This is a genomic window from Kribbella sp. VKM Ac-2571 (genome assembly GCF_004362255.1).
GTDB lineage: Bacteria > Actinomycetota > Actinomycetes > Propionibacteriales > Kribbellaceae > Kribbella > Kribbella pratensis.
This window is the reverse complement of record NZ_SNWS01000007.1, coordinates 246,373-263,578: the sequence shown is the minus strand read 5'-3', so window position 1 is coordinate 263,578 and position 17,206 is coordinate 246,373. Positions and strand designations below refer to the sequence as shown.

Sequence of the window (17,206 nt, the reverse complement as noted above, 5' to 3'; positions counted from 1 at the left end):
GACGACTACTTCGCGACCTCCGTCGCGCGGGACTCCCGTACGACGGTCACGCGGATCTGACCCGGATATGTGAGCTCCTCCTCGACCTGCTTCGCGATGTCGCGCGCCATCACCTGCGCTGCGATGTCGTCGACCGCGTCCGGCAGCACCATCACGCGGATCTCCCGGCCGGCCTGCATCGCGAACACCTTCTCCACACCCTCGTGGTGCATCGCGATCTCCTCGAGCCGTTCGAGCCGCTGCACGTACGCCTCCAGCGACTCGCGCCGCGCACCCGGCCGCCCGCCGCTGACCGCGTCCGCCGCCTGCGTCAGCACGGCCTCGACGGTGCGGACCTCGACCTCGTTGTGGTGCGCCTCGATGCAGTGCACGACGTCGTCGTTCTCGCCGTACTTGCGCGCCAGGTCCGCACCGACGATCGCGTGGCTGCCCTCGGACTCGTGCGTGAGCGCCTTCCCGATGTCGTGCAAGAACGCGCCTCGCTTGCACAGCTTCGGATCCAGCCCGAGCTCGGCCGCCATCATCCCGGCGATGTGCGCCGATTCGATCAGGTGCTTCAGCACGTTCTGCCCGTACGACGTCCGGTAGCGCAGCAGCCCCATCGTCCGGACCAGCTCCGGATGCAGATCGGTGATCCCGACGTCGGCCATTGCGTCCTCGGCCGCCCGCTGGCACAGCTCGGCTACCTCGCCCTTGCTGCGCTCGTAGATCTCCTCGATCCGGCTCGGGTGGATCCGGCCGTCGAGCACCAGCGAGTCCAGCGTCAGCCGCGCGGTCTCCCGCCGGACCGGATCGAAGCAGGACAGCAGCACCGCTTCCGGAGTGTCGTCGATGATCAGGTTCACGCCGGTGGTCTGCTCGAACGACCGGATGTTGCGGCCCTCGCGCCCGATGATCCGGCCCTTCATGTCGTCGCTCGGCAGGTGGACGACGGACACGACCGACTCGCTGGTCTGCTCCGAAGCCAGCCGCTGCACCGCGCCGGTGATGATCTTGCGCGCCTTCGTCTCACCCTCGTCGAGCGCCTGCCGCTCGATGTCGCGGACGATGGTGTGCGCGTGCCGCTTCGCCTCGTCCTCGATCGCCGCGACCAACTCGGCCTTCGCCTGCTCGGTCGTCAGGTTCGCGACGCCTTCCAGGATCCGGCGGCGTTCGTCCTCGAGGTCCTTGATCTCCTGCTTGCGCTGCTCCAGCTCGGCCAGCTGCGCGGTCAGCTCGGCGTGACGTTCCTCGATGCCGCGGTGCTGCTCGTCGAGCCGCTCCTCGCGTTCGGTCAGCCGGTGGTCGCGGCGCTCCATCTCCAGCCGCTGCTCCCGCAGGTCGTCCCGAATGGATTGCGCCTCCGCCTCGGCCTCCCGGCGTACGTCGGACGCCCGCTGCTCGGCATCACGCCGTACCTCGGACGCCCGGTCCTCCGCGGCGCGGCGGATCTCCTCGGCACGTTGCTCAGCTGCCTCGGCACGTGTCCGCAGTACGGCGGCGTCCTCCTCGGCCTGCCGACGTACCAGCTCCGCCGCCGACTTCGCGCCGGCGGTGAGCTGCGCGGCCTCGAGTTGGGCAGCCTCGAGTTGGGCAGCCTCGAGCTGCGCGGTCTCGAGCCGGGAGGCCTCCTGCTGGGAGGTCGCGATACCCACAGCCTTCCGGCGGGAGAGGGTGAGGCCGATCCAAGCCAGTAGTCCGGCGATCAGCAATCCGATCAGGGCCAGGCCAACCGACATCGCGGTCATCGGCATCTCCCCTCTCCTTCGAGTCCCACGCGGGAACTGTGGCCATCGGTCGAAGGGATGAGCCAGCCGGCCTTTCGGTAAGGGGTCACCGAGGTACGGCGGTGCCGGCGCCACCTCCACTGAGGCGGTACCGGTGCTGCCGCTTCCAGCGATGCAAACGGTGCTGCTGCGCACTCGCTGCTGATGTGCTGCCCAGCGTGCTCGCGGTCCGCGAACCCCCGTCCGCCGACTGCAGGGACGCCACATCAGCGGCCGCCCAGCGTTGCTTGCTCACCGTGCGTCGCCGGTTGAACCCTCGGAGACCACGATGGCCCCGCTCGTGTCCTGTCGGGCTGCTGCCGTTCAGGTATTACGCGCGGCGCCGTCTATCCGACAGCGTTCACGACGCCGTCGTCCTTCCTTCAGCTCGGTCGAGCGTGGTTGCGTTTTCCCGGCCGGTCGGTAGTTTCACCAACCCGCCGTTCCTCATATCCGCCACCGTTGCGGTGGATTCATCCCTTCCTGATGCCGAGGCTAGGCGCGCCCCACCACCCGGTCAAGACGGACACTCATCGCCGCCACCGCCGATCCTCACAAGACCACCCGCCAACGTGGTCTACTCCAGATCCCCCGTCACCGCCGGTACGGGCTGAGGAGCCCGATCCGCCTGCAGCCACCAGACCCGCCAAGCCACCCCGACCAGACCCCAGTCCTGTCGAGCTGACCGTCGCGTGTGGCTGGTGGGGCTAGCTGTTTGTGCCGCTGCCCTGAGAGCCGGTGCGGGCAGATGGAGCCGACCCGCGTGCAGCCCTCAGACGTGCCAGGTGAGCTCGACCAGACCCAGTCCTGTCGAGCTGACCGTCGCGTGTAGCTGGTCGGCTAGCTGTTTGTGCCGCTGCCCTGGGAGCCGGCCCGCTCGTCCGACGCGGTTTCACCTGCCGACTCACCGGGCGCCGCTTCGGCCGTACCTGCCGATGCCCCGGCGGTGGATTCAGAACCCGCCACGGCGGACTCGGACCCGGCCGGACCCGGCTCGGACGCAGCACGCTCGGACGCGGCAGGCCCGGAGGTGGCAGGCCCGGAGGTGACAGGCCCGGAGGTGGTTGCCTCGGTGGGCTCAGGTGTTGATCCTGCTCCCGTCTGGTTCGGGGTCTCGGCGGAGTTCTGCTTGTCGACGAAGCCGCCGACCTTCTGCCGGACTGCGTCGACCTTCTCCGCGTACTTCCCGCCGGTCTGCTTGTCGATCAGGTCGCCTGCCTTCTCGACGCCGGCCTTGATCTTGTCCGGGTTCTGCTTGACGACATTCCGGAGCCAGTTCTTCGCCTGTTCCTGGAAATCGTTCATTGCACCCTCCGCGGTGTCTGGGGCGGATCGACGGAAAATCCCAGCCTACGGACCGGAACAAATACCGGCCCTACCTCGGATAACACACCGTCACGGCGCACCCGTCAACGCCCCTCGCCGCACCCCTCCCCCCGAACCCACGTCACCCTCCGTAACCCCCACCCCGCCGAAGCCCCGATCAGCAGCCCCCAACCTCGAGCGACACCACCGACCACACCCACCAGGCGGGCTCCGGGACTCCGGGCTCCGGGACTCCGGGCTCCGGGCTCCGGGCTCCGGGACTCCGGGCTCCGGGACTCGGGACTCCGGGACTCCGGACTCGGGACTCCGGGACTCCGGGACTCCCAGCTCCGGGCTCCGGGCTCCCGGCTCCGGAACTCCGGACTCGGGGCTCCCGGCTCCGGGAGTCCCGGGCTTCGGGCTTCGGGCTTCGGGCTTCGGGCTCCGGGACTCCGGGGCTGGTGAGGCGGATCACGGCACCCCGGAACTCCGGGCATCCGGGGCCGGTGAGCCGGAGCGCGGACTATCTGTTCCCCAGGTGTGCTTTGGCGACGTCCGCCGGTGCGTGCACCAACCAAGCGTCGAGCAACGCTTCCTCGAGGACGTCCTCAGACACCTCGTCCAGCTGAACCAGCACCGCGGCGTACCCGTTGAAATGCGGAATCGTGAAGAACCCGTCCCCTGCCCGCGCCTGCAGCACTGCTTCCTTGTCCGCAAGGTCCTCAACGACCAGCGCGACGATCGGCCCACTCGGCGGCGTCTCGTCCCCGAACCGCTTCAGGTCCGCCTTGCTGAACGGCCGCTCCCACGCATACGCCTTCCCAGCGACCTTCCACGTCCGCATCCCGTGCCGAGTGGTCTCCTCCGTCCCGGGCAACCCCAAGACCACCCGCTCCACATCGCCCATGCTCGTCACCCGACCGACGCTACCGCCCGGAACTACTCGGGTTCGAGACCGGAGGAGTCGAGGAGGGGGAACTCTTCGTGGCCGGCGTCGAGTTCCTCTTTGACGACGGTCATCGCGAGACCGCCCGGATACCCCTTGCGGGCAAGCATTCCGAGCAGTCGCCGCATCGCCACCTGCCGCTCGAGCGAACGCATCGACCGCAGCTTCCGCCGTACGAGCTCGCGGGCCTTCTCCTCTTCCTGCTCGGGTTGCAGTTCCTCGAGCGCATCCCGCGCCAACTCGTCGTCCACCCCGCGCCGCCGTAGCTCCTGCGCCAGCGCCCGCTTACCGAGTCCTCGCCCGCGATGCCGCGACTCCACCCACGCATTCGCGAACGCGGCGTCGTCAATCAGCCCGACGTCGGTAAACCGATCCAGCACCGCATCGGCCACATCGTCCGGAATGTCCCGCTCCGCCAGCACGTCGGCCAACTCGGCCCGGGTCCTCGGCTGCCCCGTCAACTTGTCCAGCAAAATCGTCCGCGCTACGGAGTACGGATCCGCTGCCGCGCCGTCGAGCTCGGGATCTCCCGTCCCCTGAGGCTCCTCCCCAGCGGGCCGCTTCCCCCGCCGTCCAAATCCCCCACCGACCCGCCGCCGCGCACTCCCCCGCCCGGCCCCACTCCGAGCCGAGGTGCCCCCATCACGGGCAGTGCCTGCGGCGGGAAGCCGGGTGCCATCGTCCGTCGTACTGGCTGACGCCGCACTCGACGCGCCTGCGGTCGGCCGCGCGTGCTCCGCTCCGGGTCCACTAGCTGCTGTGTCCCCGGACGTGCCACCGCCCTCGGCCTCGCGACGCCTCGCAACTGAGCGGCGACGAGGTGGGTCGGTCGGGGCTTGCTCAGTCTCGTCCGTCGAGCTGGGCGCCGTCCCTCGGGAGGACGGTGCCGCAACGGTCGCTGGAGGAGGCGCATCAACTGAGTCTGACCACGGGTCGAACGCGTCGGCTGTGTCGGTCGGAGGTTGGTCAGCACCGTCCGTCGAGCTGGGCTCCGTCTCCCCCGGGGAGAGTGCCGCAGCGGTCCTTGGTCGAGGCGCATCAATCGGGTCCGCCCACGGGTCGAATGCATCGGCTGTGTTGACCGGGGGTTGGTGCGTGTCGTCCGTCGAGCTGGGCGCCGTCGCTCCGGAGGAGAGCGCCGCAGCGGTCGTTGGTCGAGGCGTCTCGACTGGGTCCGCCCACGGGTCGAATGCGCCGCCTGTGTCGAAAGCAGCCGCTGGGTCGGAAGCGGCGGCTGTGTCGAAAGCGTCGCGCGAGATCGACGTCGTCGTTGTGTCCGCGGCCTCTTCATGCTGTCCCGCTCCGCCGCTGTCAACTGCTGACGGCGCAGGCGTCGGGCCGCTGGCCTCAAAGCTGGAACCGTTCGAGGCACTGCGATTCGAGGTAGTGCGCTGCGGCGCATCGCGGAGTGGGGCGGGCGCGTCGCGGAGTGGGGCGGGGGCATCGCGGAGTGGGGCGGGCGCGTCGCGGAGTGGGGCGGGCGCGTCGCGGAGTGGGGCGGGGGCATCGCGGAGTGGGGCGGGCGCGTCGCGGGGTGGGGTGGGGGCGTCGTCGGCGAAGGCTTGGGCTTCGGCTCGGCGGGCGGCCGCCTGGTTCTCGATGGACTGGATGGTTCGGTTGTCGTCGTCGCCCCAGGGGTCGACGGTGCCGGCGGTTCGTCTGATGGAGCCGGTACGTCGCGTCGTACTCCGCTCCGACTCCCCGCTGTCCAGGAAGTCGCCGGGGTCCTCCCAGGGGTCGGCGGCGCGCACTCCACGACCTCGAGTACGACTCCCCCGCCTCGAACCAGCCGAGGAATCGTCTCCGTCACCAGACGCACTGTCTCGCCGAGCATCGCCCGACGAGGACGCCGATCGCGACGTGTCACGCTCCGCGGACACCCGCCGAGCCGCCGTACGCCGGTACGATCCGCGCTCGGCCGCAACCGGCTCCGTAGTGGACGACCCCGTAGTGGACGACCCCGTGGTGGACGACCCCGTGGCACACGACCCGGTAGTGGACGACCCGGTGCTGGGCGACCCGGTGGTGGTCGCGGGCGCGGTTGTTCCTTCGGCCAGGAGTTTGCGGGCCAGGGCAAGGCGTTCGTCGTGGGGTAGAGACAGCGCCGCGGGGGCAGCGTCGTCGGCAGCTGATGGCTGCCGGGAGACGCTGCCGCCCGCGGAGGGTCGGTCAGAAGTCGACATCGACCTCGGCCGCGGCCGCATCGGCCGGCTGGTCAAGGGTCGGGCCGATGCCCATCTTCTCCTTGATCTTCTTCTCCAGCTCGTTGGCCAGATCGGGGTTGTCGCGCAGGAAGTTCCGCGCGTTCTCCCGGCCCTGGCCGAGCTGGTCGCTCTCGTACGTGAACCAGGCGCCGGCCTTGCGGACGAAGCCCTGGTCCACGCCGAGGTCGAGCAGGCTGCCCTCGCGGCTGATGCCCTGGCCGTAGATGATGTCGAACTCGGCTTGCTTGAACGGCGGGGCCACCTTGTTCTTGACGACCTTGACGCGGGTCCGGTTACCGACGACGTCGGTGCCGTCCTTCAGCGACTCGATCCGGCGCACGTCCAGCCGCACCGACGCGTAGAACTTCAGCGCCTTACCACCGGTCGTCGTCTCCGGGGAGCCGAACATGACGCCGATCTTCTCGCGCAGCTGGTTGATGAAGATCGCGGTCGTGTTCGTCCCGCTGACCGCGCCGGTCATCTTCCGCAGCGCCTGGCTCATCAGCCGGGCCTGCAGACCGACGTGGCTGTCGCCCATCTCGCCCTCGATCTCGGCCCGGGGCACCAGCGCGGCCACCGAGTCGATCACGACGATGTCGATCGCGCCGGAGCGCACCAGCATGTCGGCGATCTCCAGCGCCTGCTCACCGGAGTCGGGTTGCGAGACCAGCAGCGCGTCGGTGTCGACGCCCAGCTTCCGCGCGTACTCCGGGTCGAGGGCGTGCTCGGCGTCGATGAAGGCCGCGATTCCCCCGGCCCGCTGAGCGTTGGCGACCGCGTGCAGCGCGACCGTCGTCTTACCGGAGGATTCCGGACCGTAGATCTCCACCACCCGGCCGCGCGGCAGACCGCCGATCCCGAGCGCGATGTCGAGCGAGATCGACCCGGTCGGGATGACCTCGATCGGCGGCCGGTTCTGCTCGCCCAGCCGCATCACCGATCCCTTGCCGCACTGCCGCTCGATCTGCGTCAGCGCGGTCGCAAGCGCCTTCTCGCGATCGGCCGCCGCGCGCTCCGCACTCGCTACACCCGCCATGTGACTGCCACCTGACCCATCTGATAATCCGGGGCCGCCGCCGGCCACCCGAAGGAACTTTGTTGTCGCCAGAGAAGGTATTCGTTGCCGCCGACAGTTTTCGCCGCGACTTCGAATCTGTGGACAACTCGGCCGTCCAACCACCTTCCGAGCACCAAAGTATCCCGAACACGTGTTCGAATCACAACTGACACGCCGAAGGCTGTTCCGGCAACCATCCTGACCCAGATGATCCCTACCCTTGCGGACGTGACAGACCGTCCCGACGTACCCGATTCCGCCGTGGTCCTCGCGATCAGCCGCGTCGAATTCGGTATCGACATCGTGCTCGACGCGCTCCGCTCCCAGGACCCGTTCGGCATCCGCACCGTCCTGGCCGAGTACTCCGCCCAGGAGCAGCCCAACCTCGCCGAGAAGGGCCTGATCCTCGCGATAGACCGGCTGCTGCAGATGAAGGTGCCCGGCCACGAGGAATGGCCCACCCTGCCGCTGGCCAAGCGCTGCGACTGGTGGGTCGAGCGCCTCGGCGGGTTCGCCGCGGTCGTCGCCGGTCTCCCCCGGCTCAGCGGCGCGGCGGCGGACCGGCTGCCGATGAAGGACACCCTCGGCGCGGCCGTGCAGGCGATGGTGATCGGCGCGGTCTGCCGAGAGTACGGCGTGGAGGCGCACGCCGACCGTACGTCGATCATCATCCGCGTACTCACCGATCGCCCCATCACGCCGGACGAGGTCCTCAAGTACGACGACCCGGAGATCGCGGGCAAGGATGTCTCCGAGCAATTGGGCCTCGGCGAGGTCTCGGCGGACATGGGGCTGCGTAAGGGCGTCCGACTGGTCTGGCGATTGAGCAAGCTGTTCGGCGGACTCAGCGAGGTGTTCGAGGACCGCCCGCGCGGCAGCCTGGGTGCCCGGTTCGTCGGGAAGCTCCCTGGCGTCGGCGTGGTCGGCGGGTTCTTCGACGAGCGCAAGGGCATCAAGAAGGCGGCGTACGAGGCGGCGGAGCTGCTCACCACCAGCGCGTTCCGGGTCAAACCGGTGTAAAGGCTGGGACCTGCCACCGCGGTCCTGGGATGATCTCCGCATGACTGGGATCGTCATCGCGCGGCCGGACGACACCTGGCCGGCGCAGTACCAGAAGACCGCGCAGGTGATCGGCCGGTTGCTCGGCGAGCTGGCCCAGCGGATCGACCACATCGGCTCCACCTCGGTGCCCGGTCTGCCGGCCAAGGACGTCCTCGACATCCAGGTGACAGTCGGTACCGAACCGGACCTGGACGACGTGGCCGAGCGGATGGCCGCCGCGGACTGGGAGCTCCGCCCGCCGCGGCGCGACCACCCGGTGCCGGGTCTGCCCGCGGACGACATCCAGTGGGTGAAGCGGATGCTGGTCGAGCCGATGTACCGGCGCCGCGTGAACCTGCACATCCGCGTCGCAGGGCGGGCCAACCAGCGCTATGCACTGCTGTTCCGCGACTATCTGCGCAGCCACCCGGAAACGGCACGCGCGTACGCCGTCTTCAAGCAGCAAGCGGCCGCGCTCCGGCTCGACATCGGCGACTACACCGACCTGAAGGACCCGGTCTGCGATCTCATCTATCTACCGGCCGAGGAATGGGCCGCCCGCACCGGCTGGACGCCTTAGCCGACGGAGGGTGACCGGGTCACTACTCCGCGATCGTTGACCCTCTTCCTCCCAGCCACCAGGCTGGACCGGGGGCGTTGTGAGCGGTCCGGCGGGCGGGCGGACGCCCCGTCAGGGGGCGTGGTTGCGGTGGGCGGAGCAGGAGGGCTGGCGGCATTGCCGTGCGGCAAGGTGTCGAAGTGGATCGTGCTGGCTCTCTGGATCGTCGCAATAGCGGCCTCGTTCGCCCCCGCAGGAAAGCTGACCGGTGCGCAGGAGAACGACGCCGTCTCCTGGCTGCCCGGCAAGGCCGAGTCGACCGAGGTGCTGAAGGCATCCGAACAGTTCTCCTCGCCGGACGAGATCCCGGCGGTCCTGGTGTACGAGCGGTCGTCCGGTATCACTCCCGCGGACCAGCAGGCCGTCCAGAGTCACATCGCGCAGTACGGCGAGCTGCAGGACGTCGACCGGGATGTCGTCGGACCCATCCCAGCTCAGGATCACAAGGCTTTGCAGGTCCTCGTACCGATCAACGCCGGTTCCGGGGGCTGGGAGACGATCGGTGCACGAGCCGACGACATCAGGCGGATCGCCGGCGACCGGCCTGACGGACTGTCGTTCCACGTCACGGGACCGGGCGGCTTCGCCGCTGACTCGCAGGAGGCCTTCGCCGGCATCGACGGCAAGCTCCTGTACTCCGCTGGAGCAGTAGTCATCATCATCCTGCTGCTGACCTACCGCAGTCCGGTGCTGTGGCTGCTGCCCTTGATCTCCGCGGGTGTCGCACTTTTCTCCGCCCAGGCAGTCGTCTACGTCCTGGCAACCCAAGCCGACCTGACCGTGAACGCCCAAAGCGCAGGCATTCTCACGGTCCTGGTGTTCGGCGCGGGGACGGACTATGCACTCCTGCTCGTTGCTCGCTATCGAGAGGAGCTCAGACGACATCAGGACCGTCACGAGGCCATGGCGTTCGCGCTGCACCGCTCCGGTCCAGCGATCGTCGCATCAGGCTCCACTGTCGTCGCAGGCATGCTCTGCCTGCTCTTCGCATCGATGAACTCGACTCGCGGACTCGGTCCGGTCGCTGCCGTCGGCATCGTGATCGCGCTGCTCGCCATGCTCACACTTCTGCCCGCACTGCTCGTCATCTGCGGCCGCTGGGTGTTCTGGCCACTACGTCCGACCTACGGCTCGGACGACCACACCGAGACGAGTGTCTGGGGACGTATCGGCCGCCGCATCGCCGTACGGCCGCGACTGACATGGATCACCACCTCCATACTGCTGGGAATTGCATCGCTCGGCATCTTGACGCTGAACGCCGGCGGACTCTCGAACGAGGACTCCTTTATCGGTACGCCGGACTCGGTGGTCGGGGAGAAGGTCGTGGCGGCCCACTTCCCAGCCGGTGCCGGCAACCCGCTTGTCGTGATCAGCAGGGCGGACAAGGCCGCAGACGTCCGTACGGCGATGTCGTCGACGCAAGGCATCGCCGAAGTCGGGGAACCGCGGGTGGCGAGCGGCCTGGCGTATCTCGAGGGCACCATGACGGATGCGGCGGACAGTCAGGCCGCGAAGGAGACTGTGGATCGCGTGCGCGCCGCAGTGCACGCCGTACCGGATGCGGACGCGCTGGCCGGAGGCGGCGCGGCAATCCTGCTCGACACCCAGCGGGCGTCCGATCACGACAACAAGATCATCATCCCGGTCGTACTCGCGGTGGTGCTGGCGATCCTCGCGCTGCTGCTGCGCGCACTGGTGGCTCCGGTGTTGCTGGTCGCAACCGTGGTGCTGTCGTTCGGAGCGGCGCTCGGGATCAGCTCGTTGGTGTTCAAGGCCCTCGGTTTTGAAGGTGCCGACACGTCGCTACCGCTTTTCGTCTTCGTGTTCTTGGTGGCGTTGGGCATCGACTACAACATCTTCCTGATGACCCGGGTGCACGAGGAATCGAAGGTCCACGGCACCCGGCGCGGCGCGCTGATCGGAGTGGCCGCCACCGGTGGTGTGATCACTTCGGCCGGTCTGGTGCTGGCGGGAACCTTCGCCGTGCTGGCGACGCTGCCGGTGGTCGCGTTCGCGGAGATCGGGATCGCGGTCGCGCTCGGTGTCCTGCTGGACACCATCGTTGTCCGGTCGGTGCTGGTCACTGCGTTGAACCTCGACGTGGGACGACACCTCTGGTGGCCGAGCGCGCTGACTCGGCAGCGTGATCCGGAAGCCCCCGAGAGCCTGCCCGAGCCCGAGCCGACGCTCACCAACACCTAGTCAGCGCTCGCTGGGCGGAAGGTTGAGGTGCGCCCACACGGCTCGCCAGACGAACTTGGCGGCCTCACCGTCGTCCAGGGCCTCGACGACCGTGCGGCCGCCGAGCTCCTGGACCACCTGGGTCTCTGCCCAGGTCCGTGCATACGCGGGCCCGAGATGGTGATCCATCCGTGCCCAGAATTCCGTCAGTCTCATGCCTGCCCGTCGTTGTCCTTCGGCGGCGGTCCCCAACCGCCCTGCTGCCCCTGCTGAGGCGCCGACGGACCACCCTGCTGGCCCCAACCGCCCTGCTGCGGAGGCTGCTGACCATAACCCTGCTGTGGCTGCCCAGGCTGCTGTCCCTGACCAGGCTGCTGTCCCCAGCCGCCAGGACCCTGCTGCGGCGGCTGCTGAGGCTGCCCAGGGTACTGCTGCTGACCAGGCTGCTGCCCCTGCGGCGGCTGACCGGGGTACTGCCCCGGCTGTCCTCCGTGCGGACCAGGCTGCCCCGGCTGACCCGGGTACTGCCCCGGCTGTCCGCCGTACTGACCGGGCTGGCCCGGGTACTGCCCGCCGGGACCCGGCTGGCCGTACTGCTGCCCGAACCCAGGCTGCCCCGGGTACTGACCGGGTCCGCCGTACTGACCCGGCTGGCCCGGGTACTGCCCCGGGAACTGCTGGCCGTAGCCCTGCGCCCCCTTCGCCTTGCGGCTCCGCAGGATGAAGAACACCGCCGCGCCGATCGCCAGCAGCACGAGCACAATGATGAGGATCAGCGCCCAGGTCGGGAACCCGCCACCGGCCTCGGAGGTCAGCGAAATCTTCCCGAGCTTGTCGAGACTGTCGTACGTCGCCGTACGGCCGCTGACCTTGGCTCCGCTGTCGTGCTCGAGGATCTTGCCCGGCATGGTGATCTTGAAGTTCACCTGGGGCTGGCCGCCGGTGGACGGCAAGCTGCCGCCCATGTCACCGGCGTTGACCTTCACCTTGACCTTGTCGCCGTCCTTGGTGAAGCCGACGCCGTCGCCGCTCGAGCTGCCCATCTTGTCGAACGGCACACTCTCGAACGTGCAGTTGGAGCCGACGTACTTGTCGTCCTCGTACGCCTTGCAGGTGACGCCTTGGGTTGCCGACTCCTTGATGCCGCTCTCGATCTGCTGGCGGACCTTGTCGAGGGACTGGCCGCTGGACTGCAGCAGCTGCTTGTCCACCCCGATCTTCATGTTCCCCGAGACCGTCTCGTTCGACCCGACCTTCAGGTCGGCGTCGAGCTTGACGCACCCGGTCAGCCCGACCAGGCAGGCCACGACGACGAGGGCTGCACGTACGCGGTTCATCATGCCGCCGATCATTCCAGACGAAAGGGACAACCGGCGCACCGGACGGAAAGGGCCTGCTCACGGTGCGCGACGGGCCGGCTCGTGAAAACTGTCGGCGCGACCCGGCAAGATGGTCGGCGTGAAGAAGACCAGCGCGTTGAGCCGGTTCTCGCCCGCGACCCGGGCGTGGTTCGGCGACGTTTTCGAGGCGGCCACCCCGGCCCAGCTCGAGGCGTGGGACGCCATCACCGCGGGCCGGGACGCGCTGGTGGTCGCCCCGACCGGCTCCGGGAAGACGCTGGCCGCTTTCCTGTGGGCTCTGGACCGGCTGGCCACGACACCGCCGCCGGACGATCCGAAGTTGCGCTGCCGGGTGCTCTACGTGTCGCCGCTGAAGGCGCTCGCCGTCGACGTCGAGCGGAACCTTCGCGCGCCGTTGATCGGCATCCGGGAGACCGCCCGCAGGCTCGGCGAGGCGCCGATCGACGTCGAGGTCGCGGTGCGCTCGGGCGACACCCCGGCCAACGAGCGGCGACGGTTCGCCACGCGCCCGTCAGACGTGCTCATCACGACGCCGGAGTCCCTGTTCCTGTTGCTGACCTCGCAGGGCCGGGAATCGCTGCGCGGGGTCGAGACCGTGATCGTCGACGAGGTGCACGCGGTCGCCGGGACCAAGCGGGGTACGCATCTCGCGCTGACCCTCGAGCGGCTCGACGCACTGCTGCCGCAGCCGGCGCAGCGCATCGGTCTGTCGGCGACCGTGCGACCGGTGGAGGAGGTCGCGCGGTTCCTCGGCGGCGAGCGGCCGGTGACGGTCGTGCAGCCCAAGTTCACGAAGCAGTGGGATCTGAGCGTCGTCGTACCGGTCGAAGACATGGCCGAGCTGGCCGCGACCGAGGTGGAGACCTCGGGTTCCGCGGCCGCTCCGCAGCAGCATGCCTCGATCTGGCCGCATGTCGAGGAGCACGTCTTCGACCTGATCAGTCAGCACAGTTCGACGATCGTCTTCTCGAACTCGCGCCGCCTGGCCGAGCGCCTGACCGCCCGGCTGAACGAAATCGCCGCCGAGCGCGCCGAGCTGGAGCTGCCGGAGCTCGGCTCACCGGCGCAGCTGATGGCGCAGTCCGGTGGCTCGCTTGCGGCTCCGCCACTGATCGCGCGGGCCCACCACGGCTCGGTCAGCAAGGAGCAGCGTGCCCTGATCGAAGCAGACCTGAAGTCCGGTCGGCTGCCGTGCGTGGTGGCGACGAGCAGCCTCGAGCTCGGCATCGACATGGGTGCCGTGGATCTCGTGATCCAGGTCGAGGCGCCGCCGTCCGTTGCCAGTGGGCTGCAGCGTGTCGGTCGTGCGGGTCACCAGGTCGGAGCGGTGTCGCGCGGCGTGCTGTTCCCCAAGTTCCGCGGCGATCTGATCGACACCGCCGTCGTCGTGCAGCGGATGCGCGACGGCCTGATCGAGAGCCTGCACATCCCGGCGAACCCGCTGGACGTCCTTGCGCAGCAGATCGTGTCGATCGTCGCCCTGGACTCGATCGACGTCGACGAGCTCTTTTCCCTGGTACGACGCTGCGCGCCGTTCGCGACCCTGCCGAGATCGGCGTACGACGGGGTGCTCGACATGCTGTCCGGCCGGTACCCGTCGGACGAGTTCGCGGAGCTGCGGCCGCGGATCGTGTTCGACCGGGTCAGCGGTGAGATCTCCGGCCGGCCGGGTGCGCAGCGGCTCGCGGTGACGAGCGGCGGGACGATTCCGGACCGCGGGCTGTTCGGAGTGTTCCTGGTCGGCGAGTCGACGAACCATCGGGTGGGCGAGCTCGACGAGGAGATGGTCTACGAGTCGCGCGTCGGCGACGTGTTCACCCTCGGCGCGTCGAGCTGGCGGATCGAGGACATCACGCACGACCGCGTGCTCGTCTCTCCCGCACCCGGTCAGCCGGGCAGACTGCCGTTCTGGAAGGGCGATGCGGTCGGGCGGCCGGCGGAGCTCGGCGCGGCCACCGGCGCGTTCGTCCGCAAGATGGCGTCGCTGCCCGCGGCCAAGGCGGTCGAGCGCGCGCGGACCGCGGGCCTGGACGAGTACGCCGCGAACAACCTCGTCTCGTATCTCGCCGAGCAGCGCGACGCGACCAGCCGGGTGCCCGACGACGTGACGATCGTGGTCGAGCGGTTCCGCGACGAGCTCGGCGACTGGCGGGTGTGCGTGCACTCGCCGTACGGCGGTCAGGTGCACGGTCCGTGGGCGCTGGCGATCGCGGCGCGGCTCCGGGATCGCTACGGGATGGACGCGCAGTCGGTGTCCGGCGACGACGGGATCGTGCTGCGCCTGCCGGAGACGGACGAGCCGCCGCCGGGCGCGGATCTGGTGCTGTTCGACCCGGCGGACATCGAGGATCTGGTGACCACCGAGGTCGGTGGGTCGGCACTGTTCGCGGCGCGGTTCCGCGAGTGCGCGGCGCGGGCCCTGCTGCTGCCGCGACGCAATCCGGGACGACGGTCACCGCTGTGGCAGCAGCGCCAGCGCGCCTCGCAGCTGCTGAGTGTCGCGAGCAAGTTCGGGTCGTTTCCGATCGTCCTCGAGACCCTGCGCGAAGTCTTGCAGGACGTCTACGACCTGCCGGCGTTGAAGGATCTGCTGACCGGGATCAGCGAGCGCCGGATCTCGGTCGTCGAGGTCGAGACGCCCGAGGCGTCGCCGTTCGCGAAGTCGTTGCTGTTCGGCTATGTGGGCGCCTTCATGTACGAGGGCGACAGCCCGCTCGCCGAGAAGCGTGCCGCCGCTCTGTCCCTGGACCAGAGCTTGCTGGCGGAGCTGCTCGGGCGGACCGAGCTCCGTGAGTTGCTCGACGCCGAGGTCGTACTGCGGACCGAGGCCGAGCTGCAGCGCCTCGCCGAGGACCGCCGAGCGCGCGATGCCGAAGGGTTGTTCGACGTACTGCGGATCGTCGGCCCGCTGTCGTTGCCGGAAGCAACGCAACGGTGCGTCGACGGTTCGGATGCGGAATCCTGGCTGACGTCGCTCGCGGCCGCGCGGCGCGTCGTGCGCGTGCGGATCGCGGGCGAGCATCGCTGGGCGGTCGTCGAGGACGTGGCCCGGTTGCGCGACGCGCTCGGCGTGCCGCTGCCACCCGGCGTCGCCGAGGCGCATGCGGAGCCTGTCGCCGATCCACTCGGCGACCTGGTGTCTCGGTATGCGCGGACGCACGGACCGTTCCGCGCGATCGATCTCGCGACCCATCTCGGCATCGGAGTCGCAGTCGTCACCGACGCGCTGCGACGGCTGAGTGCGGCCGGTCGAGTCGTCGAAGGCGAGTTCCTGCCGGGTGGGATCGCGCTCGAGTGGTGTGAAAGCGAGGTCCTCCGGCTGCTCCGTCGACGCTCCCTCGCCGCGTTGCGGAAGGAGGTCGAGCCGGTCGATCCCTCCGCGCTGGCGCGATTCCTGCCGGCCTGGCAAGGCATCACGAGCAGCCGCGGCCGCGGGTACGACGTACTTCTCGGCGCGGTCGAGCAACTGTCGGGATGCGCGGTGCCGGCGTCGGCGCTGGAGTCGATCGTGCTGCCGTCGCGGGTGCCGGGGTACCAGCCGTCGATGCTGGACGAGCTGACCGCGACCGGTGAAGTGGTGTGGGCCGGCTCGGGTTCACTGCCCGGGACCGACGGATGGGTGTCGCTGCATCTGGCGGACAACTGCGACTTGACGCTGCCCGACCCGGATCCGGCTTTCGAGCTCGGCGAAACCCATCAAGCCGTGCTGGACGCGTTGTCCGGCGGCGGTGCGTTCTTCTTCCGGCAGTTGAGCGACGTCGTCGGGTCCAGTTCCGGCGCGATCGACGACGAGACGCTGGTCGGCGTTCTCTGGGACCTCGTCTGGGCCGGGTATCTGACGAACGACACGCTGACGCCGGTCAGATCGCTCGTCGGTGGTGGCCGCGGCAGTCACCGAACACGGCGTGCGACTCCACGAGCGCGTCCGGGACGTCCGGCCCGGCCAGGACGACCGGCGATGCCGTCGCGCAGTGGTCCGCCGACGGCCGGCGGGCGGTGGTCGTTGCTTCCGGCCCGAAGTTCGGATGCCACCCGCCGGGCGCATGCGGCGGCCGAGACCCTGCTCGATCGCTACGGCATCGTGACGCGAGGTTCGGTGATCACCGAGCGGACGCCCGGTGGGTTCGCGGCCGTCTACAAGGTGCTGAGTGCTTTCGAGGAGTCCGGACGGTGCCGGCGCGGGTACTTCGTCGCAGGACTTGGGGCTGCCCAGTTCGCACTGCCTGGCGCGGTCGACCGGCTGCGGGCGCTCGCCGAGCTACCGACTTCGACGACGAAGCCTGACGGACCGTTCGGTCCTCCGGGACGGTTCGGGCCCGGAGGTGCACGGACGGGCGGTGCCGGTCGCGGCCGGAAGGACGAGGAGCTGACCGCGCGCGCCGTCGTACTGGCTGCCTCCGATCCAGCGAACCCGTACGGTGCGGCGTTGCCCTGGCCCGAGCGGGAAAGCGCCGGCGGTCATCGGCCGGGCCGGAAGGCGGGCGCGTTGGTCGTGATGGTCGACGGACAGTTGATCGTGTACGTCGAGCGTGGCGGGCGGACCGTGCTGAGCTTCACGGAAGATCCCGATCTGCTGCAGCCGGCCGTTGACGCGTTGGCGCTGTCGATCCGGGACGGTCAGCTCGGCAAGCTCAGCGTGGAGACGGCCGACGGTGAACAGGTTCGCCATACCGCGTTCGGGGACGCCTTGGCCAAGGCCGGCTTCCACGCCACGCCACGCGGCCTGCGGCTCCGGGCTTGAAGT

General features: G+C 69.4%; 11 protein-coding genes. 4 read left to right on the top strand and 7 right to left on the bottom strand.

What is annotated here, in order from left to right:
* Nucleotides 1-5: 5 nt before the first annotated feature.
* The 5 genes from rny to recA form a co-directional block, all read right to left on the bottom strand.
* Nucleotides 6-1,733, bottom strand: coding sequence for a ribonuclease Y (gene rny / locus EV651_RS17880; protein WP_238157005.1), 1,728 nt, complete (start codon nt 1,731-1,733; stop codon nt 6-8).
* Nucleotides 1,734-2,585: 852 nt separating this feature from the next.
* A complete protein-coding gene (locus tag EV651_RS41885; RefSeq protein ID WP_202870375.1) occupies nt 2,586-3,050 on the bottom strand; it encodes an antitoxin in 465 nt (154 codons plus the stop codon).
* A 523-nt stretch (nt 3,051-3,573) separates the two neighbouring features.
* Complete coding sequence (locus EV651_RS17870) at nt 3,574-3,957, bottom strand: MmcQ/YjbR family DNA-binding protein (RefSeq protein ID WP_238157002.1); 384 nt, start codon at nt 3,955-3,957, stop codon at nt 3,574-3,576.
* A gap of 32 nt (nt 3,958-3,989) precedes the next feature.
* Nucleotides 3,990-4,457 (bottom strand): regulatory protein RecX, encoded by a 468-nt coding sequence (locus EV651_RS17865; RefSeq protein WP_238157000.1) that lies wholly within the window; start codon nt 4,455-4,457, stop codon nt 3,990-3,992.
* Between the two features lie 1,708 nt (nt 4,458-6,165).
* Nucleotides 6,166-7,236, bottom strand: a complete 1,071-nt coding sequence (gene recA / locus EV651_RS17855; RefSeq protein ID WP_133786321.1) for a recombinase RecA — start codon at nt 7,234-7,236, stop codon at nt 6,166-6,168.
* 249 nt (nt 7,237-7,485) lie between these two features.
* Here recA and EV651_RS17850 point away from each other — a divergent pair, with 249 nt between their 5' ends.
* From EV651_RS17850 to EV651_RS17840, 3 genes are all read left to right on the top strand, one after another.
* Nucleotides 7,486-8,277: a hypothetical protein gene (locus EV651_RS17850; RefSeq protein ID WP_133786320.1), complete on the top strand. Its 792-nt coding sequence runs from the start codon at nt 7,486-7,488 to the stop codon at nt 8,275-8,277.
* 40 nt (nt 8,278-8,317) lie between these two features.
* Nucleotides 8,318-8,878, top strand: a complete 561-nt coding sequence (locus tag EV651_RS17845) for a GrpB family protein (RefSeq protein WP_133786319.1) — start codon at nt 8,318-8,320, stop codon at nt 8,876-8,878.
* Nucleotides 8,879-9,007: 129 nt separating this feature from the next.
* Nucleotides 9,008-11,122 carry an MMPL family transporter gene (locus EV651_RS17840; protein WP_133786318.1) on the top strand — a complete coding sequence of 705 codons (2,115 nt, stop codon included), beginning with the start codon at nt 9,008-9,010 and terminating at the stop codon, nt 11,120-11,122.
* Here the strand turns inward: EV651_RS17840 and EV651_RS17835 are convergent, their stop codons facing one another.
* Together EV651_RS17835 and EV651_RS17830 are read right to left on the bottom strand one after the other, a co-directional pair.
* Nucleotides 11,123-11,317 carry a DUF3046 domain-containing protein gene (locus EV651_RS17835; protein WP_133786317.1) on the bottom strand — a complete coding sequence of 65 codons (195 nt, stop codon included), beginning with the start codon at nt 11,315-11,317 and terminating at the stop codon, nt 11,123-11,125. It abuts the gene before it with no gap.
* The gene (locus EV651_RS17830; protein WP_133786316.1) at nt 11,314-12,441 is read right to left on the bottom strand and encodes a hypothetical protein; all 1,128 of its coding nucleotides are present in this window, start codon (nt 12,439-12,441) and stop codon (nt 11,314-11,316) included. Before EV651_RS17830 ends, EV651_RS17835 begins: the two co-directional genes overlap by 4 nt.
* Before the next feature lie 109 nt (nt 12,442-12,550).
* Here EV651_RS17830 and EV651_RS17825 point away from each other — a divergent pair, with 109 nt between their 5' ends.
* On the top strand, nt 12,551-17,203 hold the full coding sequence (locus tag EV651_RS17825) for an ATP-dependent helicase (RefSeq protein ID WP_133786315.1): 4,653 nt from the start codon (nt 12,551-12,553) through the stop codon (nt 17,201-17,203).
* Nucleotides 17,204-17,206 lie beyond the last annotated feature (3 nt).

What these genes read in the sequence shown, in the direction of transcription:
- EV651_RS17870 (WP_238157002.1), bottom strand. Translation starts at nt 3,957, where the DNA reads ATGGGCGATGTGGAGCGGGTGGTCTTGGGGTTGCCCGGGACGGAGGAG.
- recA (WP_133786321.1), bottom strand. Translation starts at nt 7,236, where the DNA reads ATGGCGGGTGTAGCGAGTGCGGAGCGCGCGGCGGCCGATCGCGAGAAG.
- rny (WP_238157005.1), bottom strand. Translation starts at nt 1,733, where the DNA reads ATGCCGATGACCGCGATGTCGGTTGGCCTGGCCCTGATCGGATTGCTG.
- EV651_RS17825 (WP_133786315.1), top strand. Translation starts at nt 12,551, where the DNA reads ATGGTCGGCGTGAAGAAGACCAGCGCGTTGAGCCGGTTCTCGCCCGCG.
- EV651_RS17830 (WP_133786316.1), bottom strand. Translation starts at nt 12,441, where the DNA reads ATGATGAACCGCGTACGTGCAGCCCTCGTCGTCGTGGCCTGCCTGGTC.
- EV651_RS17845 (WP_133786319.1), top strand. Translation starts at nt 8,318, where the DNA reads ATGACTGGGATCGTCATCGCGCGGCCGGACGACACCTGGCCGGCGCAG.
- EV651_RS41885 (WP_202870375.1), bottom strand. Translation starts at nt 3,050, where the DNA reads ATGAACGATTTCCAGGAACAGGCGAAGAACTGGCTCCGGAATGTCGTC.
- EV651_RS17835 (WP_133786317.1), bottom strand. Translation starts at nt 11,317, where the DNA reads ATGAGACTGACGGAATTCTGGGCACGGATGGATCACCATCTCGGGCCC.